Genomic DNA, 22,266 nt, shown 5'->3' on the forward strand with positions numbered 1-22,266 from the left:
AGGCCGTCGTAGCCGTGTGCACCGACAGGGGTCGCTTACCCCGTCCGGCGACTACGTCGGCCCTTCGCGGTCGTAACGGAGCCCGAAGACCACGCCGGCCGCTACGGCGCCCACGAGAATGACGATGCTCGCGAGGCCCGAAGCCACGAGGCCCAACATTCGTGCCCACCCGTCGGCGCCGTCGTCGACGGCCAGCAGAACACTCCCCACGACCGCGACGATCAGACCGATACCGATGATTGCCCAGGGCGACACTGGCGAGCCAGTCGTTCGGATGGGTGCGTTCTGCGAGGCCTCGCGGCGGCCGGCGAGAACGTCGAGCGGATCGCGTTCACCAGACTGCGGTCGTGCGGCGGCGCCAGCTGGCGGAGCATCTCGAACTTCTTCGTCCCAGTTGCGGCCGTTGAAGTACCCGTACTTGCCGCGCTTCGTGGGATGCGGGTACCAGCCAGGGGGGCTCGAGGTGCTCATGGACGGAGCCTAGAAGCGTGCACCCGTTGGTGTGGTGTGAACGCACGAGGTTGGCGCGCACGAGGGTCGCGCAAGCCCAAGGACCCCCATGGTCTCCATGTCGGCGAACGTAGCCGTCTGCGTCGACAAGCGCGGGATGGCCGCAGTAATGGCTACATCAGTGGTGCTATCGGGTGCCCCAGGTAGGAGTCGAACCTACGACCTTTCGCTTAGGAGGCGGCTGCTCTATCCACTGAGCTACTGGGGCGGGCCACGTGCACCTTCGGCGTGAAGGGCCACGATGACGGGCTCCATCCTGTCAGGACCCGGTCGGGATCAGCGACACAGCCTCCTCCCGTCGCGGCGGGGTTGGCGCCGGGGACGTGCGCGTCGCGTTCCTGGGATCCGGGTAGCACCGCTGCCTCGCCGTCCCGAGGTCGCGACAGCCACGGGACCCGGCCTAGCCAGTGACGTGCGTGTCGACGGGCTCGAGTGTCGTGGTCGGCTCCGGGTCCGGAGGGAGGTCCGGTGCCCGGGTCGGTCCCGGCAGCTCGATGACGGCGACGGTGCCGCCGCCGGGGTTCGGTTGCAGTCGCAGGGTGCCGCCGTGACGTTCGACGATGCGGTGGGAGATCGCCAGCCCGAGGCCGGTGCCGGGGTAGTTCGTCTGGTCGGCGGTCGTGCTGGGGGCTCGGACGAAGGGCTTGACCACCTCGGCCTGGAGCGCGTCAGGGATGCCGATGCCTCGGTCGCTGACGAAGATCCGGACGCCGCCGCGGCGGCGGGCCTCGGCGGTGACGTCGACCACGGGTCGGGTCCCGGGCTTGACGTACTTCAGTGCGTTCCCGACCAGGTTGCCGAGGACCTGGCGCATCCGCTCCTCGTCGCAGGTCACGGTGGGGAGGTCACCCACGTGCACCAACGGTTGCGGAGGTGCGTGACCAGCAGCCCGGCGCTCGGCGACGTGGCCGGCGATGACGTCGACGAGCGTGTCGCGGACCAGTCCGCCCAGCGCCACCTCGCTGACGTGGAGGGCGGTGTTGCCCGCGGTCGTGTACGCGAGGAGGTCGTCGATGAGCTTGGCCATCCGGCCTGCGGCCGCCGCCGACTTCTGCAGGTGGGTCGCGATCGTCCTCGTGGTTGCCTCCGGACCGGTGAGGTCCTGCAGGCCGTCCTCGACCAGCTCCATGAGGCCCCGGACGAGCGTGAGGGGGTTCTTGAGGTCGTGGGCGACCATGCCGGCGAACGCAGCCTGCTCGGCCTGGTGCCGTCGTTCCTCGGTCACGTCGCGGAACACCGCCAGCGCGCCGGTCCGGCCCTGCCCCACGGTGATCGGCCGCCCCGAGACGGCGATCTGGATGCCGTCGGGACGGACGTCGTTCCGGATGACCATCTCGATGTCGTCGGAGGCCTCCCCGGCCAGGGCCCGCACCAACGGCATCTCGCTCTGGGGGAACGGCGACCCGTCCAGGGAGAACACGTCGTAGTGCTGCTGCCACTGGTCGGGCCTCGCGACGTCCCCGATGCCGCCGGGGGTCCCGGCCTCCGGGTCGGCCTGGGCGTCGACGCCGAGCATCCGTCGTGCGGAGCGGGACTGGACGAGGATGGTGCCGTCGGCGTCGACCACGGTGACCCCCACCTCGTCGATGGTCTCGACCATCGTGTGGAGCATGACTGCCTGGCTGCGGGCCGTCGCCTCGGCGGCGGCAAGGTCTCGTGTCGCGGCTCGCACCTCGTCACGGGCCCGGGCCCGGCTCGAGGTGACGCTCCACCACAGCCCCGCAGCGAGGAGCGCGATGACGACCGAGATCGCTCGGATCGCAGCCGGCCGGTGACGGATGTCGCCGATGAGGGCCGGGGTGTCGGCGGCGACGTCGAGGGTCCAGGTCTGCTGCGCCACCGCGACGGTGATGGTGCGCTGCTGGTCGGACGTCGTCCCGGCGCCTCCAGCCCCGGCGCCGGCGCCGGCGCCGCCGGGCTCGGCGACGGCGGCTGCGACGGTGAGCTCCTGGCCCGCCGTGTCGTCAGCCGACAGGGAGACGTCGACGTGTCCCTCGGCGGCCCGGCTCAGGACGCCCCCGAGGAAGTCCTGGCCCCGCAGTCCCATCAGCACCCAGCCGAGGAGCCGGTCCTGCTTCAGCACGGGTGCCGTGACCACGAACGAGGTCTGGCGCTCGGTCTCCGGCAGCTGCTGGTCGATGATGAGCTGGTAGGCGGGCGACATCGTCACCTCGCCCAGCTCCTGCGACAGCGTCAGCGCCTCGCGGGCGGCAGGAGCCGCGGCCGCGTCCACGCCGGTGCGCCGCTGGCTGCTCCCGTCGAGGGGCTTGCTGAACACCGCGAAGACGTGGGTGCCGGCAGCCTCGACCGGATCGAGCTCGAGGCCGGCCGACCCGCGTGCGCGCCAGGTGGACTGGAAGGCGTCGAGCCCGGCGTCGTCCACGGGCGCGGCCATGAAGGCCAGCGAGGTGGCGCCGGCCAGGGCCATCGAGTCCAACGGTGCGGCGGCGGTCTCGAAGGCGGCTGCGTCGACCTGGTCACCCGACGCGAGACCGGCCGCCACCAGCCGCAGGGCGTCGCCGTAGCGCCGGACCTCGTCCTGCGCCGCGTCCTGTACGGCAGCAGCCCGCCTGTCCAACGTGCGAGCAGCGAGGTCGGAGGCCTCGTGGGACACCAGCGCCGCCCACGCGAGTCCGGCGGACAACGTCACCAGTCCGAGCACCACGGAACCGGCCGCGGCACGGCGCACCGTCCGGCGCAGGTCCGCAGGACGATCCGGGGCGTCACGCCTCACCAACAGCACGTCAGGTCTGCTCTCAGCTCGATGAGACGGCGTCCAGGTGGTCACCGCCGACCCGTGGGAAAACTCTCCTCCCTCGGCACGGTCCCGGGGGCAGGTTCCGCCGATTGCGGGACGGCGTCTAGACCACGGCCCGACCGGCGCCGACGGGTCCGGGCGCGGAGGAATCGGCCCTGCCGCTGGTCCTCCACGCACGCAGGTGACCCCTGGGACTCGTGGGGCGACGTCGGCTGTGACGTCGCCGACAGCGGTCCGCCGCGGTTTGGGAGGGGCGGTCCGGACCCCGCAGAATGTCCTGGTCAGCCCGACGACACCCAAGGTGCCCATGTCCTTCGAGTCCGACCCCGCCCGCGACGTGATCTCCCCGGAGGGGTCCGCGACCCCGGCCCCGTCGGCGCCCAGGCGCCGCGGCCGTGGCAAGAAGCGCTACAAGGTCCTGACGGTCATCACCGCGTGCGTGGTGACACTCGGGCTCGTCGTCGGTCTCGGCGCGACGTACTTCTACCGCCACCTCGGCGACAACATCGACTACCAGGACTACGACGCGCAGCTCACCGCGCGGCCGGCGAAGAAGGCCGTCGCCGGGCCCCAGGAGCCGATGAACATCCTGGTGATGGGCTCCGACACCCGCGACGGGGCGGGCAACAACATCGACGGGCTCACCGGCGACGGCGAGCGGTCCGACACCACGATCATGTTCCACCTCTCCGCCGACCGCACCTTCGCCTACGGCATCAGCATCCCGCGCGACAGCCTGGTCGACCGTCCCGACTGCACCGACGCGGACGGCAACACCATCCCCGGCCAGGACGACGCGATGTGGAACGAGGCGTTCGCCGTCGGCGGGCCCGCGTGCACGATGCAGCAGTTCGAGCAGCTGACCGGCATCCGCCTCGACAACTACGTCAAGGTCGACTTCAACGGCTTCCGCGACATGGTCGACGCGATCGACGGCGTCCAGGTCTGCATCCCGGAGGCGATCGAGGACCCCGACCACGGGATCAGCATCCCGGCCGGCACCCGTGAGGTCCGCGGCAACGAGGCGCTGAACTACGTCCGCGCCCGCTACACCCTCGGCGACGGCTCCGACCTCGGCCGGGTCAAGCGCCAGCAGGCCTTCATCGCGGCGATGGCCAGCAAGCTGCTCTCCGCCGGCACCCTGACCCGCGTCGACCGCGTCGTCGGCTTCCTGGACGCCGCGACGTCCTCGCTGCAGACCGACTTCGAGTCCCCGATCCAGATGGCCAAGGTCGGCAACTCCTTCAAGGACATCGGCGCCGACAAGATCAAGTTCGTCACCGTGCCGTGGCAGTACTCGCCGGTCGACCCCAACCGGGTCGCCTGGCTGCCCGAGGCCGACGCCTTGTGGAAGAAGGTCGTCAACGACCAGCCGGTGACCAACAAGCTGATCCCCGACGTGATCACCGCCGCCGACGACGTCACCAGCGGCGCGAAGACCGGTGGCACGGGCACCGCCACCACCGACAAGGTCGCGGCGCGCGAGTCCGCCGGGCTCTGCGCCTGATCGTCGTGACCGACGAGCCCGCCCGGCCGGCCCGGCCCGAGACCCGCGAGGAGCGCCGGCGGCGTCTCGAGGCGATCTTCGGCGACACCCTGCCCGACACCACCTCCGACGAGCGGGACGCCGGCGCGGGCTCCCCGCGCGAGGAGTCGGCCTCCGATGCCTGGCTGAAGTCGCAGGTGCCACCCCACCACGGGTGAGGCGCATGAGCGAGGGGCCACCCCGCGTCGTGTGTCGCGACGGGCGGGCCCGTCGCGACCCGCGGATCAGGCCTTGTGGGTGCCGCCGACGAGGGAGTCGCGGATCTGGCGGAGCAGCTCGATGTCCTCGGGGGTGCCCGGGGGCGGCGAGGGGAAGAAGCGCTCCTTGGCCTTCACGTACGGCGTGACGACGAGGAAGTAGACGACCGCCGCGAGGATCACGAACGAGACGACGGCGTTGAGGAACGCGCCGAAGCTGTTCTCGACGTTGCTGAAGTACTCCGAGGTCGAGTCGGGCATCTGGGCGGTGAGCCAGCTGGTGAAGGTGGTGACCACGGCACCGAAGGCCGTACCGATGATCACCGCGACCGCGAGGTCGACGAGGTTCCCCCGGAAGAGGAAGTTCCTGAATCCAGTCATGTCGGTGCTCCTTGGGTGCCGGGGCGGGGGCGCGGGGAGGGCGCGGGGCCGGGGACGACGTTAGTCGTTCGCCCAGGCGTACGTCAGCATCGCCCTGGCCGTGGCGTCCGCGAGATCGGTCACCTCCGACGCCGCCACGCCGACCACCACGAGCCGCCCGGGCATCCCCGTCGCCCCGGTGACGTCGTCGGCCGCGGGCAGGGCGAGCACGGTCGCGTCCGGAGCGACGGTGGACGCCGTGCCGGCCTGCGGGTCGGCCGCGACCAGGTCGACGACGTCGCCGACCCGCAGCAGCGCGACCGCCCCGGCGTCCGGGAGCCGGACCGGGACGGCGACCAGGTCGGGTCGTCCGGCCGTCATGCCCGCGCCGACCAGCCGGACCTCGGTGAGCGGCTCGCCGCGCGACACCGGCGCCGCGAGCACCCGGCCGGTCGCCGCCGCGGCCAGGCCGGCCGGGACGGCGTCCGCCGGCAGCTCGACGGTCGTCAGGTCGCGCTCGTGGACGACCTCGCCGGCCGGCAGGTCGCGGGCGGCCACGGTCACCGTCACCGCGGGCGGCGGCTCGGCACGGGTCGCGGCCAGCCCGGCCGCCACGGCCACGGCGGCCAGCAGCGCCGCGAGCGGACGCCGGCGACGGAGCAGGGCCCGGCGCGCGCCACCGAGGGCGCGGGCCGGCCGGCTACGAGGACGGGGGTGGAACGCGACGTCGGCCATCCGACGACGCTAGGCGAGCGGCGCCGCGGCCGTCGCGGCTCTCCACAGGGCTCCGCGAGGTCAGGAGCTGCTGGACGCCGCGCTGCCCGACGAGGAGCTGCCCGACGAGGACGAGCTGCCCGACGAGGAGCCCGACGAGTCGCTCTTCGTGGCCGGCTTGGCGTCGGCCTTCTTGTCGGCCTTCTTCTCCGACTTGTCCGAGCCGCCCTCGCCCGCCGGGACGCTCGAGGACGACGTCGCGCGGCTGTCGTTGCGGTAGAAGCCGGAGCCCTTGAAGACCACGCCGACGGCGTTGTAGACCTTGCGCAGCCGGCCCTGGCACTCGGGGCAGACCGTGAGGGCGTCGTCGCTGAACTTCTGGACCTGGTCGAACGCGTGGTGGCACTCGGTGCAGGCGTACTGGTAGGTCGGCACGGTTCTCCTCGGATGGGGTCGGGAGAGGGATTGGCACTCTGCCCTGACGAGTGCCAACTCTACGTCACGGCAGAATGTTCCGCACGATGACGGTCACCAGCCCCCAGCTCGACGAGCCCGCCGACCCGTCGACGTCACGACGGCGGTGGCCGCCGCTGTGGTGGCGCCGCTTCCGGCTGCTGCCGCGGACCCTGCGGGTCTCGTCGTACGTCGTGGTCGCGCTCGTGCTCGTGCTGGTGGCGAGCCTGCTCGCCGGCGTCGTGGTGGTCCGCCGCTCGTTCCCGCAGACGACCGGCGAGCTCGAGCTGGCCGGGCTGACCGCGGACGTGCAGGTCGTGCGCGACGAGCACGGCATCCCGCAGATCTACGCCGACACCACCGAGGACCTGATGCGCGCCCAGGGCTTCGTGCACGCCCAGGAGCGCTTCTTCGAGATGGACGTGCGCCGCCACGCCACCGCCGGCCGGCTCGCCGAGCTCTTCGGCGAGGACGCCGTCGAGACCGACGCCTACGTGCGCACCATGGGCTGGCGCCGGGTCGCGGAGGCCGAGCTGCCGCTGCTCGACCCCGACACCCGGGTCGCGCTCGACGCCTACGCCGCCGGCGTGAACGCCTACCTCGACGACCGGGCGCTCGGCGCGATCGCGCTCGAGTACGCCGTCCTCGACGTCGGCGGTCTGGACTACCGGCCCGAGCCGTGGACCGCCGTCGACTCGCTCGCGTGGCTCAAGGCGATGGCCTGGGACCTGCGGGGCAACATGACCGAGGAGATCGACCGCGCCCTCTCCACGGCCGCCGTGGGGGAGGAGCGCACCGCCGCGCTCTTCCCGCCGTACCCCTACGCCGAGCACGACCCGATCGTGAAGCAGGGCGCCGTGGTCGACGGGGTCTTCGAGCAGGACGCCACCACGGGTGGCACCCGCAACCCGGTGCGGCCGCCGTTCGGCCCCGGAGGCCAGGTCGCCGACCGGCTCGGCCGCCTCGCCGCCGGCCTCGACCGGATGCCGGCCTGGCTCGGTCGCGGCGACGGACTGGGCAGTAACTCGTGGGTCGTCTCCGGCGAGCACACCGACACCGGTGCGCCGCTGCTCGCCAACGACCCGCACCTCGGTGTCTCGATGCCCGGTGTGTGGATGCAGGTGGGCCTGCACTGCCGCAGCGTCGGGCCGGCGTGCCCCTACGACGTCGCGGGCTTCTCGTTCTCCGGCGTGCCCGGCGTCATCATCGGCCACAACGCCGACATCGCCTGGGGCTTCACCAACCTCGGCCCCGACGTCACCGACCTCTACGTCGAGCAGGTCGTCGGCGACCGGTGGCGCTACCGCGGCCGGCTCCGCGACCTCGAGATCCGTGAGGAGACCATCGAGGTGGCCGGGGGCGACGACGTCACCATCACCGTCCGATCGACCCGGCACGGCCCGATCCTGTCCGACGTCGACGACCTGGTCGCCGACGTCGGGCTGGTCGCGGCTGCCGAGAACGGGGCCGGCGACGGGGTTGGCGACGGGGCGGGCGACGGGGCGGGCGGCCCAGGGGGCGGCACGGAGTACGCCGTCTCCCTCTCGTGGACGGCGCTCACCCCGGCGCCCACCGCCGACGCCGTCCTCGGGCTCAACCGCGCCTCCGACTGGGACACCTTCCGCACCGCGGTGGCCGACTTCGCCGCCCCCGCCCAGAACATCGTGTACGCCGACCGCGAGGGCCACATCGGCTACCAGGCGCCCGGCCGGATCCCGATCCGCGTGTCCGGCAACGACGGGATGCTCCCCTCGGCCGGGTGGCGTCCGGAGAACGACTGGACCGGCGAGTACGTGCCCTTCGACGGGCTGCCCAGCGTCCTGGACCCCGCCGAGGGCTTCGTCGTCACCGCCAACCAGGCCGTGACCGACCGTCGCTACCCCTACTTCCTCGGCGAGGACTGGGACACCGGCTACCGCTCCGACCGGATCCGGCACCTGCTCGAGGACGAGCTGGCCGACGGGTCCGACGGGTCCGACGGGTCCGACGAGTCCGACGAGTCCGACGAGGGGGGCACGGTCTCGGCCGAGGAGATGCTCGACGTCCAGCTCGACGACCGCAACCCGCTCGCGCCGGTGTTGGTGCCGTACCTGCTGGACGTCGCCCTCGACGACGGCTACGACGACGACGGGCAGCGGCTGCTGGCCACCTGGGACTTCGGCCAGCCCGCCGACAGCGCGGCCGCCGCCTACTACAACGTCGTGTGGCGCGACCTGCTGGCGATGACGTTCCACGACGAGCTGCCCGAGGAGCTGTGGCCGGACGGCGGCACCCGCTGGATGGCGGCGCTGCCGGCGATCCTGGAAGATGCGCGTAACCCGTGGTGGGACGACCTCGCCACCGAGGGCGTCGTGGAGACCCGCGACGACGTCCTGCGGGCGGCCCTGCTGCAGGCGCGCGACGACCTGACCTCGATGGTCGGCCCCGACCCCGACGACTGGACGTGGGGTGCGCTGCACCGCCTCGAGCTCCGCTCCTCGACCCTGGGGGAGTCCGGGATCGGCGTCGTCGAGCGGCTCTTCAACCGCGGTGGCTGGGAGGCTGCCGGCGGCAGCTCGATCGTCAACGCGACCGGCTGGGACGCAGCCGAGGGGTTCGAGGTCGTCACGGCGCCGTCGATGCGGATGCTCGTCGACCTCGCCGACCTCGACGCCTCGCGCTGGATCAACCTCACCGGCGTCTCCGGCCACGCCTTCCACCCGCACCAGACCGACCAGACCGACCTCATGGTCGCCGGCGAGACCCTGCCCTGGGCCTTCTCCCGCTCCGCCGTCGACGCCGCCGGCGAGGACGTCCTCACCCTGGTCCCGCCACCCGCGGAGTAGCCGGTGGTGGGGGGCGCCCGCCGTCGCCGGTAGTCCCGGCCGTACGGGCCCTGGAACCAACTGTCTCGGGGCCCAAACGGCCGGGACTACCGCTCCCGTGGGACGCCACCCGTCGCCGGTAGTCCCGGCCGTACGGGCCCTGGAATCGGCTGTCTCGGGGCCCAAACGGCCGGGACTACCGCTCCCGTGGGACGCCTGGGGCGGGTGGGGTCAAGGAAAGCGGCGGAGGCCGGAGGGGGTGGCGGCGGCGGTCACCGGCCGGTCGTGGGGCTCGACGGGGACGGCGCGGTCGGTCTCGGCGTCGTAGAGGAGGACGCAGGTGAAGGTGCCGACGGGGACGCGGCCCAGGGCGCGGTCGTAGGAACCGCCGCCGCGGCCCATCCGCAGGCCGGTCGCGGAGACGGCGAGGCCGGGGACCAGGACGACGTCGGCGGTCGCGACCGCGTCGACGCCGAGCCGCTCGGACGTCGGCTCGAGAAGACCGCGGCGGGCAGGGGCGAGGCCGCCCGGGGCGCCCGTGTGCACCGCCCAGTCCAGGTCGCCGTCGGGGAGCAGCACCGGCAGGACGACCCGCCGGCGGGCGGCCAGCAGCGCGTCGAGGAGCAGGCCGGTGCCGGGCTCGGTGCCGACCGAGACGTACGCCGCGACGGTGGCGGCCCGGCGTACCTCGGGCGCGGCCAGGACGAGCCCGGCGAGGGCTCGCGCGTGGGTGCCGACCTGGGCCGGCGACAGGCGGTTCCGGGCGGTCAGGACCTGGTCGCGGAGGGCGACCTTGGCGGGGGTCGGCCCGGGGGTCGGACCGGGGGTCGGGCCGGGTGTCTGCGCGGGCGGATGTGCGGGGGCCACCCGATGAGCCTAGGCTCGGTGTCATGGGTAGTCCTGCACTGAAGCGGGCGCGCGCCAAGATGGCCGACGCCGGGGTCGACGAGGTCGCGATCGACACCTTCTCGCACTACTTCCGGCTCCTCGAGCACGGCGAGACCGGGATGGTGCCGGAGGCCACGATCGACCCCGTCGACATGCCGTCGCTCGCCGACGTCGAGGTCGACGACGCCACCGCCGCGGAGGCGATCCGGCACACCGCCGTCGTCAAGCTGAACGGCGGCCTCGGCACCTCGATGGGCATGGACCGCGCCAAGTCGCTGCTGTGCGTCGGCCGCGGCCGGTCGTTCCTCGACATCATCGCGCGCCAGGTGCTGCACCTGCGCGAGACGCACGACGCCCCGCTGCCGCTGATCTTCATGAACTCGTTCCGCACCTCGGCCGACACGATGGCCGCGCTCGCGCGCTACGACGACCTCGCCGTCGACGGCCTGCCGCTGGAGTTCCTCCAGAACAAGGTGCCGAAGCTCCTCGAGAAGGACCTCAGCCCGGTGGGCTGGCCGGCCGACCCCGACCTCGAGTGGTGTCCGCCGGGCCACGGCGACCTCTACACCGCGATGCGGGGCACCGGCCTGATCGACCTGCTGCTCGAGCGCGGCTACCGCCACGTCTTCGTCTCCAACTCCGACAACCTCGGCGCCGTCCCCGACCCCCGGGTCGCGGGCTGGTTCGCGGGCAGCGGGGCGCCGTTCGCGATCGAGGCCGTCCGCCGGACGCCGTCGGACCGCAAGGGCGGGCACTTCGCGCGCCGCCGCACCGACGGCCGGATCGTGCTGCGCGAGACCGCGCAGACCCCGGACGCCGACCGCGACGCCCTCGCCGACCTCGACCGGCACCGGTTCTGCTCGACCAACAACCTCTGGTTCGACCTCGGCGCGATGAAGCAGGCGCTCGACGTCCGGCAGGGCATCCTCGGGCTGCCGCTGATCCGCAACGTCAAGACCGTCGACCCCGGCGACCCCAGCACGCCGAAGGTCATCCAGGTCGAGACGGCGATGGGTGCGGCGATCGAGGTGTTCGAGGGCTCGCAGCTGATCGAGGTCGGCCGCGACCGGTTCGTGCCGGTCAAGACGACCAACGACCTGCTGGTGCTGCGCTCCGACGTCTACGCGGTCGGCGCCGACTTCGTGCTCGACCAGGTCGCCTCCGAGATCCCGTTCGTCGACCTCGACACCGACGTCTACAGGCTCGTCGGCGAGTTCGACAAGCGCTTCCCCGAGGGTGCGCCCTCGCTGGTGCGGGCCTCCTCCTTCCGCGTCGACGGCGACGTGACCTTCGGCCGCGGGGTCCAGGTCGTCGGCGACGTCGAGCTGAGCGCGACCCGTCCCGAGCGGATCGACGCCGGCGCGGTGCTCGAGTCGACCGGGTCGGATGCCTGACCTGCGCTCGGTCGACGAGCACCTCGCGTCGATCCTCGCCGCGACCACGCCGTCGGCCGCCGTCGAGCTCGCGCTGCTCGACGCCCTCGACCTCGCCGCGGCCGAGGACGTCGTCGCCCCGATCCGTCTGCCCCGCTTCGACAACTCCGCCATGGACGGCTACGCCGTGCACAGCGCGGACGTCGCCGCCGCGGCCGACGACGCCCCCGTGACGCTGCCGGTCATCGGCGAGATCGGCGCCGGCCAGGCCGAGTCCGGCGTCCACGACCTGCCGCCCGGATCGGCGGCGAAGATCATGACCGGTGCGCCGATGCCGGCCGGCGCCGACACCGTCGTCCCCTACGAGTGGACCGACCGCGGCACCGCCGAGGTCACGATCTCCCGGGTGGCCGCCCCGCGCCAGCACGTCCGCTTCGCCGGCGAGGACGTCGCCGTGGGCGACCTGGTCGTCGAGGCCGGCACCGCGCTCGGACCGCGCCACCTGGGGCTGCTCGCCTCGCTCGGACGCCCGACGGTGCGGGTGCGCCCGCGGCCGCGGGTGCTCGTCGTGTCCACCGGCTCCGAGCTCCGCGACCCGGGCGAGGAGCTCGACGCCGACTCCATCTACGACGGCAACTCCTACCTGCTCTCCGGCTCCGTGCGCCGTGCCGGCGGCGTCGCGTCGCGCGTCGGCCTGGTCCCCGACCGGCCCCAGGCCTTCCTCGACGCGCTCGCCGAGCGCCTCCCCGGCACCGACGTCGTGGTGACCTCCGGCGGCATCTCGATGGGCGACTACGACGTCGTCAAGGAGGCGCTGCTGAGCGTGGGCACCGTGTGGTTCGGCGGGCTCGCGATGCAGCCCGGCAAGCCGCAGGGCTTCGGCCACCTCGTCAGCCCCGACGACCCGGAGCGCCGGGTGCCGTTCTTCGCGCTCCCGGGCAACCCGGTGTCGTCCTACCTGTCCTTCGAGGTGTTCGTCCGCCCGGCGCTGCGCCGGATGCTCGGCCTGACGCCGGAGACGCGGCGCCCGGTCACGGCCCGGCTCACGCACGCCGTCACCTCGCCCGCCGGGCGCCGGCAGTTCCTGCGCGGCGTCGTGACGGTGGGCCCCGACGGCACGACCGTCACCGAGGTCGAGCCGGTCGGCGGGTCGGGCTCGCACCTGGTGGGCGACCTCGCGGCGTCCGACGCGCTGATCGTCGTCCCCGAGGACGTCACCGCCGTCGCCGCGGGCGAGCGGGTCACCGTGATCCGGCTCGACCAGGACTGAGGACACCCATGGACAGGCTGACCCACGTCGACGAGCACGGCGCCGCCCGGATGGTCGACGTGTCGGCCAAGGACGTCACCGCCCGCACCGCCACCGCGTCGGGCCGGGTGCTCGTCTCGCCCGCCGTCGTCGCGCTGCTGAACGCCGAGGGCGTGCCGAAGGGCGACGCGCTCGCCGTCGCGCGGCTCGCCGGGATCATGGGGGCCAAGCAGACGTCGTCCCTGATCCCGCTGTGCCACCCGCTGGCGCTGTCGTCGGTGACCGTCGACCTCGTGGTGGGTGCGGCGTCGGTCGACATCACCGCCGCGGTCCGCACCACCGACCGCACCGGCGTGGAGATGGAGGCCCTGACGGCCGTCGCGGTCGCCGCGCTGACCGTCGTCGACATGGTCAAGGCCGTCGACAAGGCCGCGGTCATCACCGACGTGCGGATCGAGACCAAGACCGGTGGCAAGAGCGGTGACTTCGCGCGTCCCGACGCGGCACGGCCGGGCGAGCGATGAGCATGCGCGGCGAGGTCGTCGTCGCCTCCAACCGGGCCGCGGCCGGCGTCTACGCCGACGAGACCGGGCCGCTCATCGTCGAGGCCCTGCGCGGGCTCGGCTTCGTGGTCGACGCACCGGTCGTCGTCCCGGACGGCGACCCGGTGGGCGCCGCGATCCGGGCCGCCGTCGACGGGGGAGCGCGGGTGGTGCTCACCACCGGCGGCACCGGGCTGACGCCGACCGACCGCACCCCGGAGCAGACCGCCGCGCTGCTGGACCGCGAGGTGCCGGGCATCGCGGAGGCGATCCGCGCGGCGGGCGCCGCGGCCGGCGTCCCGACGGCGGTGCTGTCGCGCGGTCTCGCCGGCGTGGTCGGCGACTGCCTGGTGGTCAACCTGCCGGGCTCGCGCGGCGGCGTGAAGGACGGTCTCGCGGTGCTGGCGCCGGTCCTGGTGCACGCCGTGGAGCAGGTCGTCGGGAGCGACCACTGAGCCGCGCGGCCGGCTGGCCGGCGACGTTGACGTCGGGCAGCTCACCCGTCGTGGTGCTGCGCCCCCTGCGTCGAGGCGACGTCGACGCGTGGCGCGACGCCCGCCGCCGCAACACCGCGTGGCTGGTCCCGTGGGACGCCACCGCACCGCCCGGCGCCCCGTCGCGCCCGGTCACGTTCCGCCGGCTGGTGCGGCGGCTGCGGCGCTCGGCGGCCCAGGGGACCACGCTGCCGTTCGCGATCGAGGTCGACGGCCGGTTCGCCGGGCAGCTGACCGTCAACAACATCGTCCGCGGCTCCGCGCAGTTCGCCTCGATCGGCTACTGGCTCGACCGCGAGTTCGCCGGTCGTGGCGTGATGCCCCGCGCCGTGGCGATGGCCGTCGACCACTGCTTCGGTGCCGCCGGGCTGCACCGCATCGAGATCGCGATCCGCCCCGAGAACTCCAACTCGCTGCGCGTCGTGGAGAAGCTCGGTATCCGCGAGGTCGGCTACGCCCCGCGCTACCTCCACATCGACGGCGAGTGGCGCGACCACCGGCTCTACGGCATCACCCGGGAGGAGCTGCCGCCCGGAGGCCTGCAGCGGCGCCTCGACGACGCCGAGTCGGCGTGAAGTCGAAGTAGAAGGCCGCCGAGTCGGCGTCCGGACTGAGCGGGAACGCCGACTCGGCGACCGGGTGAGTCCCACGAGCAACACCAGCAATTTGCGACACACGCCTGGACGTCCGACCGACCGTGCGGTATCGCTCCTAACCTCAGGACGTGGACCTGAGCGCGTTGATCTTCGTCGCCCTGGCAGTGGCCTGGGCCGTCTACCTGATCCCCAAGGCGCTCCGCCACCACGAGGAGAGTGCTTCCTCGCGGTCGGTCGAGGGCTTCTCCGAGCGGATGCGGGTGCTGGCACGGCGTGAGCCCGTCGACCGCAAGACCGCGCGCCTGGTGGTGACGCCCGGTCGCCCCGCGGCGTCGGCCACCGCGCCGGTCGCGAGGGCCACGCCGATCGAGCCGACCCGGGTCGAGCCCGAGAGGGTCGAGCCCGCCGGCTCGGCGCGGCCGGTCGCCACCCGGCGCGCCGCGGCCCGGCGCGCCGCCCGACGACGGCTCCGCGTCGTCATCGCGATCCTGCTGGCCGGCGTCGTCGTCGGCGTCCTCGCCGCGCTCGGCCAGGTCGCGTGGGTCGCCCTGGCTGCACCGGGCGCCGTCCTGGTCGCCTGGCTGGTCGCCTGCCGGCTGATGGTCAAGCAGGAGCGGGCCGTCGACGTCCCCGCGGCCCGGTCGCCGGCGCCGCCGAGCGTCGAGGAGCCCGCCGTCGACGACGGGGGCCCCCTCACCGAGGAGTTCTCCGCGGTCCTCGCCGAGCAGCCGGACGACGCGCCCGTCGTCCTCGAGGACGACGCTCCCGAGCCGGAGCCCGAGCAGCCGGCCGTCACGCCCGCGCCGGGTGGCTGGGACCCGGTCCCGACCACGCTCCCGACGTACGTCGGCAAGGAGCAGGCCGCCCGCCGCACGGTGCGCACCATCGACCTCGACTCCACCGGCGTCTGGACCTCCGGTCGCAGCGCGATCGACTCCGCGATCGCCCGCGAGGCCGACCAGGCCCGCGAGGCCTCGCGCAGCACGGAGCGCTCCGCCGCCGAGCGGCGCGCCTCCGGCGACTGACCGGCACCCGATTCGGAGCGCCGCAACGGCGGTGCTAACGTTTCCCACCGCGTCGTAGGACGCACTGGGGCTGTGGCGCAGTTGGTAGCGCGTCTCGTTCGCAATGAGAAGGTCAGGGGTTCGAATCCCCTCAGCTCCACCAGGTCCACCGGAACCGCAGGTCGCCCCCGACCTGCGGTTTCGTCCGTCTCGGGACCCCCTCCGTGCGGCGCAGCCGGTGCCGCGCGTCGACGGCTCGGCGCGGTCCCGCCGCCCCCGGCCTGGTTGCCCCGGCCGGTCACGGGGCAGGCAGGTGGTGCCTGGCCTCGCTGCCGTCGCGATCTGCTGCGTCGCCGAGCCACGCAGCCACGACAGGAGCCGTTCCGTGTCAGACCCCCACGCCCTTGCCCACCCGCCCGCCTCCCCGCCGCCCCCACCACCGGGCGCCGGACGTCCGGCGCGGGCCCCCTGGGTGGTGGCGGCCGGGGCGGCCGTGGTGGCCCTCGCCGCGGTGGTCGCGCTGGTCGTGGTGCTCGTCGGCGGGGACGACGACGGGGACGCCGACCGTGACGCCGAGGGCGGCTCCGGCGGCGGGTCCGAGCGGGGCTTCGACTCGCCGGAGGAGGCGGTGACCTTCATGGTCGAGCGCCTGGCCGCCGGCGAGGGCGGGGTGGCGGCCGAGGCCTTCGCGGTCGAGCCCCTCGTCGAGGGCTACTCCTACGAGGCCCAGGCCGAGCGCCAGGGCGCCGTCACGTTCACCACCTGGCTGCCAGCGGCGTCCGACGGCTACGACGAGATCAACGAGGACGTGCGACGCGGGGAGGTCGCGGTCGAGCTGCGGTCGCTGGTCCGCAACGTCCTCGCCCCGGAGCGCGACCAGATCGTGACGACGCCCCTGGACGACGACCTGACCGCCGCCGACCTGGTCGACGAGCTGTCCCCCGAGCCGCTGTCGGAGCTGTCCGCCGCGCGGGTGGACGAGATCGACCGGTCCGAGGAGGCCTACCTCAAGACCCTCGAGCAGCAGGCCGCCGTCTACGGGGCCGACGAGCTCCGGATGGTCGGGATGCTCCTCGACACCGCCGAGGGCCAGATGATGGGCGGAGCCACCCTGGTGCGCTACGACGACGAGTGGGCGGTGCTGTCGCTCTCGGCACCGCTCCTCGACATCCCCGCATCCCGGCTCGTCCCGGCCTCGGAGCAGGAGTACCTCGACGCCGTCGAGTCGGCGCGCGGGTCCGACGACTGAGCCCGGTCGGTCCGAGGTGCGGCCCGGCTCGTGCTGCCGGCGTCCGGTGATCGGCTCGGCCGTCCCCCGACGTATCGACGTGCGCCTCGTCCAGCGTCAGGGGCGCCCGTAGCCGAGGAAGACACACCCGGTGCCGGACCGCGCCACGGTGTGGAGGCCGAGACGTCTCAGGGCGGAGTCGTCGCCGAGCAGGCGTCGTCCGGAACCGGCGAGGGTGGGCACGACGACCAGCTCCAGCCGGTCGACGAGGTCGGCGGCCAGGAGGCTGCGGGCGAGGCGGATGCTCCCGTGGACCCCGATGTCGCCGCCCGTGCCGCCCTTCAGTTGCTGCACGTACGCCTCGAGCGGCGCGTCGACCACGACGGAGCGGGACCAGGTCCGGGCGGGCGGGGTCGAGGTGAACACGTGCTTGGGTGTCTGGTTGATGAAGTCCGCGAACGGCTGGACGTCCGAGCTCGGCCAGTAGTCCGCCCAGTAGTCGTAGGTGCCGCGTCCGAGCAGGACGTCGTCCTGCCTCGAGATCACGGCGGCGAGGTTCTCGACGACGTCGTGGTCGGCCTCGAACATCCAGTCCCCGGGCTCCTCGGCGACACCGTCGAGGGACAGCAGGGCGTACAGGACGACGTCACGCACGTGGGCCTCGGTGGTCGATGCGGTGGGGCCGGTTCAGACCGGTGGTTTCCCAGGAACTCATCGGAGCCCGTCCGGCCGAGCTTCAGCGGCGCTCGCAGCCCCGGCTCCGCGCGGAGTCGCAGGAGTCGCCACCGGGGCCGCCGCGGGCCACGTCCCGGCCGGCGCCCCCGAGCAGGTGGTCGTTGCCCGGACCGCCCACGAGCCGGTCGTCGCCGTCCTCGCCGCTCAGCCACTGCGCACCGCTGCGGGCGACCAGGACGTCCGGGCCGTCTCCGCCGTACAGGAACGCGAACACCGGCGACGTGACGACGATGCGGTCGGTGCCGTCCTGGCCCATCAGCTCGATGTCGCCGCCGCCGCTGCGTCCGTAGTGGATCCGGTCGTGGCCCTCGCCGCCGTAGGCGAGGGGGGCGCCACGGATCCTGTCGTTGCCCGGTCCGGCGTGGACCTCCGTCGAGGCGCTGGTGGCCACGATCACGTCGGGACCGGCGGTGCCCCGGAGCACGCCGCTGCCGACGACCGTCGCCGCCCTGCCGAAGCAGGTCGGCGCGGCGGGCTCCGAGCCCGACGCCGCGGGGATGACGCAGGACCCGACGAGGACGATCGAGGGGGCGATGATGCGGTGCACGAGCACGGGGACCTCCGATGACGGGCGGCCGGGTGCCGCTCCTACCCGCTACGACGCATCGAGCGAGGTCGAGGTTGTGCCCGTCCGACGACTCGTTCCCGGATCGCGTCGAGCCGGTGCTCCGGGTGGACCGTCCCGACCCGGCCGCGTCCGCGCGCCGGGGGAGCGGCTCACGGGTCCTGGGTCCGGCGTCCGCGCGTCGGACGGGTGGCGCGGCTGGCCCGCCAGGCCTCGAACGCCTCCTCGGTCGTCTTCGACGGCGGGTGCCCGAAGACGGTCTTGAGCCGGTCGTTGGCGAGCACGGGGCGGTGCTTGAGGAAGACCGTCTGCTCCGGGCCGTACGGCGTGAGGTGCAGTCGGGAGCCGAGGGCCAGCGCGGCACGCAGCAGCGGCTCGGGGATCGTCAGCACCGGCTTGCCGAGGCGCCGGGCGATCTCGTCGATCGTCAGGGTGCCGTCGCCGGCGACGTTGAAGATCCCGGTCGTCGGCGAGGTGACCGCGCGGCAGATGATCGCGACGACGTCGGTGTCCCAGACGAAGACGAACGGCGACGACGACCCCCGGATCTTGAGCAGCCGCGGCCGCTCGAAGAGCGCGGTGATCTGGTTGTCGACCCGCTCGCCGAGGATCGTCCCGATCCGCAGCACCACCTGCTCGAGCAGCGGGTGGGCCGTGCGCTCGGCGGCGAGCATCTCCTCGACGAGCCGCTTGTGGTGGCTGTAGGCGAAGGCCTCGTTGCCGCGGACCGGGTCGTCCTCGGTGAGCCGGGCGGGGGAGTCGGGGTGGTAGCCGTACGCCGCGCCGCTGGAGGACACCACGATCCGGCGCACCCCGTGGGCGAGGCAGGCGTCGAGCACGTGCCGCGTGCCGGCGACGTCGACGGCGTGCTCGAGGTCGCGGGAGGAGCCCTTGCCCGGCGTCACGATCGAGGCCAGGTGGACGACCACCTCGACCCGCCGGTCCGCGAACGCCACGGCGACCGCCTCGGGCGAGGTGACGTCCACGACGACGTGCTCGACCGACGGCACCGGCTCGGCCGGCGGGCGCAGGTCGGCCGACACCACGCTGTGCCCGGCCTCCGCGAGACCGCGGACGACCGAGGACCCGAGGAACCCGTTGCCGCCGGTCACCAGCACGTCCGTCACGGGACCGGCTCCACGTCCGGGGTGCGCCGGGAGGTGCGCGTGCCCCACCACTGGGCGAGAGCGAGCCCGGCGATGATGTCCCAGATGCCCCACCAGGCCGCGACCAGCGCCATGCCGCCGAGCCCGTCGAAGTAGGTGAACACCAGCAGCAGGCCGAGGCCCGCGTTGCGGATGCCGACCTCGAAGGTCATCGCCCTCGTGCTGCGCTCCGGCAGCCGCGTCGCCCGGGCGATCCCGTAGCCGAGCAGCAGCGCCACCGCGTCGTGCAGGAGGACGGCGAGCAGCACGACGCCGATGAAGTCGACGAAGACGCTCCAGTTGTTGGCGACGCCGACGACGATGACCGCGCCGAGCGCGAGGAAGGCGACCGGCCCGACGACCCGGCCGGCCCGCGACGCGACCCGCGGCCACAGCCGGGCGATGGTGGTGCCGGCGACGAACGGGACGCCGATGACCAGGCCGATCTCGAGCAGCATGTCGACCGCGTCGAGGTCGATGTCCTCGAGCAGGCTGTCGGCGGTCGGGTGGATCGAGCCCCAGAACGCCACGTTGAGCGGCATCAGGAAGATCGCCAGCACGTTGCTCACCGCGGTCATCGACACCGACAGCGCGACGTCGCCGCGGGCACGGTGGGTGAGGATGTTGGAGACGTTGCCCGGTGGGCAGCACGCGACCAGGATCATGCCGAGCGCGACCGAGCCGCGGACGTCGAGGGCCAGCGTCAGCAGGAACGTCACCGCCGGCAGCAGCAGGAACTGCGCGACCACCCCGATCGCGATCACCCCGGGGCGCCGCGCCGCGGCCCTGAAGTCCTCGATCCTGGTGTCCAGCGCGATGCCGAACAGGATCGCGCCGACGACGATCTTCAGCGTCGTCAGCGAGCCCTCGTCGAAGGCGATCTCGATGCCGTCGACGTCGGCGACCAGCGGCCCGACCAGCGGGACGACCAGGCCGATCACGCCAGGCTCTCGATCTGGTCGCGCACGGCGGTGCGGTAGGCGTCCTTGTTGACGTAGTAGCTCATCCGCTCCAGCGCCAGGTACCGGTAGCCGCCGGACAGGTCCGGCCGCGGGCCCTGCACGCGGGCGTCGAACGCGGCGGCCGCCGCGGGCGACGTACGCCGTGCGGCCAGGTAGGCCGCGACCAGCTCGGCCTGCTCGTGACGGCCCTGCCACCCGATGCCGGTGGCCTCGATCATGCCGACCACGAAGAGGTTCGGGTCCTGCTTGCTGAAGACGTTGAGGTAGAGGTCGGGCGCCGTGCCCGCACCCGACCAGTCCAGCAGCGCGGGGTCGAGGAACGGGTAGTGCAGCCGGTAACCGGTGGCCAGGACGACCACGTCGTACTCACCCCGCTCGCCGTCGGCGAAGACCACCCCGTCGCCGTCGAGGCGCCGCACGTCGCGACGCACACGGAGGTCGCCGTGCCCGAGGTGGTGGAGGATCAGCGTGTTCACGATCGGGTGCGACTCGTAGATCCTGTGGTCCGGCCGGGGGAAGCCGAACCGCACCGGGTCGCCGGTGAAGGCCCGGAGCAGCCGGCTGTCGATCGCCTGCTTGACCCGCGGCGGCAGCGGCCTGCCCTGGTTGAGCGTGTCGGAGGGCCTGCCGAAGAGGTACTTCGGGACGAAGTGGTAGCCCCGCCGGACCGAGATGTCGACCGAGGCGGCGTGGTGCACGGCGTCGACCGCGATGTCGCAGCCGGAGTTGCCGGCGCCGACGACCAGCACCCGCTTGCCCGCGAGGACCGAGGCCGACCGGTAACGGCTGGTGTGCAGCACCTCGCCGTCGAACGACCCCTCGAACGTCGGCTCGGACGGCTGGCTCAACGTCCCGTTGGCGACGACGACGCCGGCGTGCCGCACGGTCCGCTCACCCGCGGCGGAGCGGACGGTGACGTCCCAGCCGCCGCCGGACGGCTCGGCCCGCAGCACCTCGGTGCCCATCTCGAAGCCGTCGCGCAGGCCGAAGTGGTCGGCGTAGTCGCGGAAGTAGCCGAGCAGCGCGCGGTGGCTGGGGTAGTCGGCGACCTCGTCGGCCATCGGGAACTCGGCGAACTCGGTCGTCCGCTTCGAGGAGATGAGGTGCGCCGACTCGTAGACCGTGCTGCGCGGACCGTCGATGTTCCAGAGGCCGCCGACGTCGTCGGCGAGCTCGTAGCCCGACCAGCCGATGCCCCGCCGCTGGAGGTTGCGGGCCGCGGCCAGGCCGGACGGGCCGGCACCGATCACCGCGTAGGTCGGCTCGGGCATCGGGACTCCTCGGGTCGTCGGGCGGGTGCCGTGGGAGGTGAGTCTGGCGGGCCGGACCGCCGGGCGCGACCCCTGCCCGGGCCGGTGGCCCGACCGGCCGCCCCCGGGGACCCGCTCGTTCACCCTCCGACCGGCGGCAGCGCGCCCACCCGCGCGTGCGGGGTCCCGGTGCGCGGGCAGGTCCACGCGACGACGTCCTCGTGCCGGCGTACCTCCAGCGGGTGGGTGTCCGGGTGGTCCGGGCAGCGCGGCCAGTTGGTCCGCAGGTGCCGGCCCGGGAGCTCCTCCACGATCCACTCGTGGACCAGGTCGGCGACGCGCTCGAGCTCCTGGGCCGGTGTGAGGTCGTCGTCGCCGCCGTGCAGCCACGAGCAGCCGCCCGGCACCACGAGGTACGTCGCGTGCGGCTGATCCAGCGACCGCGTCTCCGGGACGACGTCGAGGTCCCCGTCGAGCCCGAGGGCGGCCGCGTCGCGCAGCACGAGGGCCAGGAACGCGCGCAGCCCCTCCAGCCCGACGGTGGTGCCGGCCGGCGGCACGTCGTCGGCCACGCCCAGCTCGTGCAGGGTGTCGTCCAGCAGCGGCTCGACCTGCGAGTGGGCCTCGTCTCCGCGCAGCCCGGCCAGCTCGCGCAGCGCGGGGGAGTCGACGTCGGCGAGCAGGCACTCCACGGCGGCGGCCACCAGGACGTCGGTGCCCGTGCGACCGAAGTCGAAGGCCCCTCCGACGTCGTCGGCCGCGTCGCGCCAGCGGCGCGCGGTCTCGACGAGCCGGGCCAGGGGAGGGGTGGGGGTCGGTGCGGGCACCTCCGCATCGTCGCCGTCCGATCGCGACCGCGCACCCGACTTCCCCCGTCCGGCCCCGCGTCGTGC

At 73.6% G+C, this 22,266-nt stretch carries 22 protein-coding genes and 2 tRNA genes; 11 read left to right on the top strand and 13 right to left on the bottom strand.

What is annotated here, in order from left to right; translation table 11 throughout:
• Positions 1-51 precede the first annotated feature (51 nt).
• The 3 genes from E4623_RS13655 to E4623_RS13665 all read right to left on the bottom strand — a co-directional run bounded on the left by E4623_RS13655 (position 52) and on the right by E4623_RS13665 (position 3,160).
• Complete coding sequence (locus E4623_RS13655; RefSeq protein WP_134767048.1) at positions 52-471, bottom strand: hypothetical protein; 420 nt, start codon at positions 469-471, stop codon at positions 52-54.
• A 174-nt stretch (positions 472-645) separates the two neighbouring features.
• Positions 646-718, bottom strand: a tRNA-Arg gene (locus tag E4623_RS13660).
• 192 nt (positions 719-910) lie between these two features.
• Entirely contained in the window at positions 911-3,160 is a 2,250-nt protein-coding gene (locus E4623_RS13665; protein ID WP_167736618.1) for an ATP-binding protein, read from the bottom strand.
• A 415-nt stretch (positions 3,161-3,575) separates the two neighbouring features.
• Here E4623_RS13665 and E4623_RS13670 point away from each other — a divergent pair, with 415 nt between their 5' ends.
• Both E4623_RS13670 and E4623_RS13675 read left to right on the top strand, forming a co-directional pair.
• Positions 3,576-4,775: an LCP family protein gene (locus tag E4623_RS13670; RefSeq protein WP_134767050.1), complete on the top strand. Its 1,200-nt coding sequence runs from the start codon at positions 3,576-3,578 to the stop codon at positions 4,773-4,775.
• Positions 4,776-4,780: 5 nt separating this feature from the next.
• The gene (locus tag E4623_RS13675; RefSeq protein ID WP_134767051.1) at positions 4,781-4,972 is read left to right on the top strand and encodes a hypothetical protein; all 192 of its coding nucleotides are present in this window, start codon (positions 4,781-4,783) and stop codon (positions 4,970-4,972) included.
• 66 nt (positions 4,973-5,038) lie between these two features.
• Here E4623_RS13675 and E4623_RS13680 read toward each other — a convergent pair whose 3' ends face one another.
• The 3 genes from E4623_RS13680 to E4623_RS13690 are packed head-to-tail and all read right to left on the bottom strand — an operon-like array spanning position 5,039 to position 6,520.
• Positions 5,039-5,392 carry an MscL family protein gene (locus E4623_RS13680; RefSeq protein WP_134767052.1) on the bottom strand — a complete coding sequence of 118 codons (354 nt, stop codon included), beginning with the start codon at positions 5,390-5,392 and terminating at the stop codon, positions 5,039-5,041.
• Between the two features lie 60 nt (positions 5,393-5,452).
• Positions 5,453-6,106: an SAF domain-containing protein gene (locus E4623_RS13685; RefSeq protein WP_134767053.1), complete on the bottom strand. Its 654-nt coding sequence runs from the start codon at positions 6,104-6,106 to the stop codon at positions 5,453-5,455.
• Positions 6,107-6,166: 60 nt separating this feature from the next.
• On the bottom strand, positions 6,167-6,520 hold the full coding sequence (locus E4623_RS13690) for an FmdB family zinc ribbon protein (protein WP_134767054.1): 354 nt from the start codon (positions 6,518-6,520) through the stop codon (positions 6,167-6,169).
• 86 nt (positions 6,521-6,606) lie between these two features.
• Here E4623_RS13690 and E4623_RS13695 point away from each other — a divergent pair, with 86 nt between their 5' ends.
• A complete protein-coding gene (locus tag E4623_RS13695) occupies positions 6,607-9,363 on the top strand; it encodes a penicillin acylase family protein (protein ID WP_134767055.1) in 2,757 nt (918 codons plus the stop codon).
• Positions 9,364-9,573: 210 nt separating this feature from the next.
• Here the strand turns inward: E4623_RS13695 and E4623_RS13700 are convergent, their stop codons facing one another.
• Positions 9,574-10,209 carry a 5-formyltetrahydrofolate cyclo-ligase gene (locus tag E4623_RS13700; protein WP_134767056.1) on the bottom strand — a complete coding sequence of 212 codons (636 nt, stop codon included), beginning with the start codon at positions 10,207-10,209 and terminating at the stop codon, positions 9,574-9,576.
• Positions 10,210-10,232: 23 nt separating this feature from the next.
• Here E4623_RS13700 and E4623_RS13705 point away from each other — a divergent pair, with 23 nt between their 5' ends.
• The 8 genes from E4623_RS13705 (at position 10,233) to E4623_RS22670 (ending at position 16,737) form a co-directional block, all read left to right on the top strand.
• Positions 10,233-11,624 (top strand): UTP--glucose-1-phosphate uridylyltransferase, encoded by a 1,392-nt coding sequence (locus E4623_RS13705; protein ID WP_134767057.1) that lies wholly within the window; start codon positions 10,233-10,235, stop codon positions 11,622-11,624.
• Positions 11,617-12,873 (top strand): gephyrin-like molybdotransferase Glp, encoded by a 1,257-nt coding sequence (glp, locus tag E4623_RS13710; RefSeq protein ID WP_134767058.1) that lies wholly within the window; start codon positions 11,617-11,619, stop codon positions 12,871-12,873. The genes E4623_RS13705 and glp overlap by 8 nt, the downstream gene beginning before the upstream one ends.
• 8 nt (positions 12,874-12,881) lie before the next feature.
• The gene (gene moaC, locus E4623_RS13715) at positions 12,882-13,376 is read left to right on the top strand and encodes a cyclic pyranopterin monophosphate synthase MoaC (protein ID WP_134767059.1); all 495 of its coding nucleotides are present in this window, start codon (positions 12,882-12,884) and stop codon (positions 13,374-13,376) included.
• Positions 13,373-13,849: a molybdenum cofactor synthesis domain-containing protein gene (locus E4623_RS13720; RefSeq protein WP_134767060.1), complete on the top strand. Its 477-nt coding sequence runs from the start codon at positions 13,373-13,375 to the stop codon at positions 13,847-13,849. The genes moaC and E4623_RS13720 overlap by 4 nt, the downstream gene beginning before the upstream one ends.
• 50 nt (positions 13,850-13,899) lie before the next feature.
• Positions 13,900-14,463, top strand: coding sequence for a GNAT family protein (locus E4623_RS13725; protein WP_245155068.1), 564 nt, complete (start codon positions 13,900-13,902; stop codon positions 14,461-14,463).
• Positions 14,464-14,612: 149 nt separating this feature from the next.
• On the top strand, positions 14,613-15,509 hold the full coding sequence (locus E4623_RS22665; protein WP_167736620.1) for a hypothetical protein: 897 nt from the start codon (positions 14,613-14,615) through the stop codon (positions 15,507-15,509).
• A 66-nt stretch (positions 15,510-15,575) separates the two neighbouring features.
• Positions 15,576-15,651: transfer RNA gene (locus tag E4623_RS13735), tRNA-Ala, on the top strand.
• 222 nt (positions 15,652-15,873) lie between these two features.
• Positions 15,874-16,737 carry a hypothetical protein gene (locus E4623_RS22670; protein ID WP_167736570.1) on the top strand — a complete coding sequence of 288 codons (864 nt, stop codon included), beginning with the start codon at positions 15,874-15,876 and terminating at the stop codon, positions 16,735-16,737.
• Positions 16,738-16,833: 96 nt separating this feature from the next.
• Here E4623_RS22670 and E4623_RS13745 read toward each other — a convergent pair whose 3' ends face one another.
• The 6 genes from E4623_RS13745 to E4623_RS13770 all read right to left on the bottom strand — a co-directional run bounded on the left by E4623_RS13745 (position 16,834) and on the right by E4623_RS13770 (position 22,200).
• Positions 16,834-17,370 (bottom strand): dihydrofolate reductase family protein, encoded by a 537-nt coding sequence (locus E4623_RS13745; RefSeq protein WP_134767062.1) that lies wholly within the window; start codon positions 17,368-17,370, stop codon positions 16,834-16,836.
• An 82-nt stretch (positions 17,371-17,452) separates the two neighbouring features.
• A complete protein-coding gene (locus tag E4623_RS13750; RefSeq protein WP_134767063.1) occupies positions 17,453-18,004 on the bottom strand; it encodes a calcium-binding protein in 552 nt (183 codons plus the stop codon).
• 164 nt (positions 18,005-18,168) lie between these two features.
• Positions 18,169-19,143 (bottom strand): SDR family oxidoreductase, encoded by a 975-nt coding sequence (locus tag E4623_RS13755; RefSeq protein ID WP_134767064.1) that lies wholly within the window; start codon positions 19,141-19,143, stop codon positions 18,169-18,171.
• Positions 19,140-20,102: a bile acid:sodium symporter family protein gene (locus E4623_RS13760; protein ID WP_245155069.1), complete on the bottom strand. Its 963-nt coding sequence runs from the start codon at positions 20,100-20,102 to the stop codon at positions 19,140-19,142. Before E4623_RS13760 ends, E4623_RS13755 begins: the two co-directional genes overlap by 4 nt.
• The gene (locus E4623_RS13765; RefSeq protein WP_134767065.1) at positions 20,099-21,394 is read right to left on the bottom strand and encodes an NAD(P)/FAD-dependent oxidoreductase; all 1,296 of its coding nucleotides are present in this window, start codon (positions 21,392-21,394) and stop codon (positions 20,099-20,101) included. The genes E4623_RS13760 and E4623_RS13765 overlap by 4 nt, the downstream gene beginning before the upstream one ends.
• 119 nt (positions 21,395-21,513) lie before the next feature.
• On the bottom strand, positions 21,514-22,200 hold the full coding sequence (locus E4623_RS13770; protein WP_134767066.1) for a hypothetical protein: 687 nt from the start codon (positions 22,198-22,200) through the stop codon (positions 21,514-21,516).
• Positions 22,201-22,266: the final 66 nt, after the last annotated feature.

Source organism: Nocardioides sp. 1609 (assembly GCF_004522105.1).
Classification (GTDB): Bacteria; Actinomycetota; Actinomycetes; order Propionibacteriales; family Nocardioidaceae; genus Nocardioides.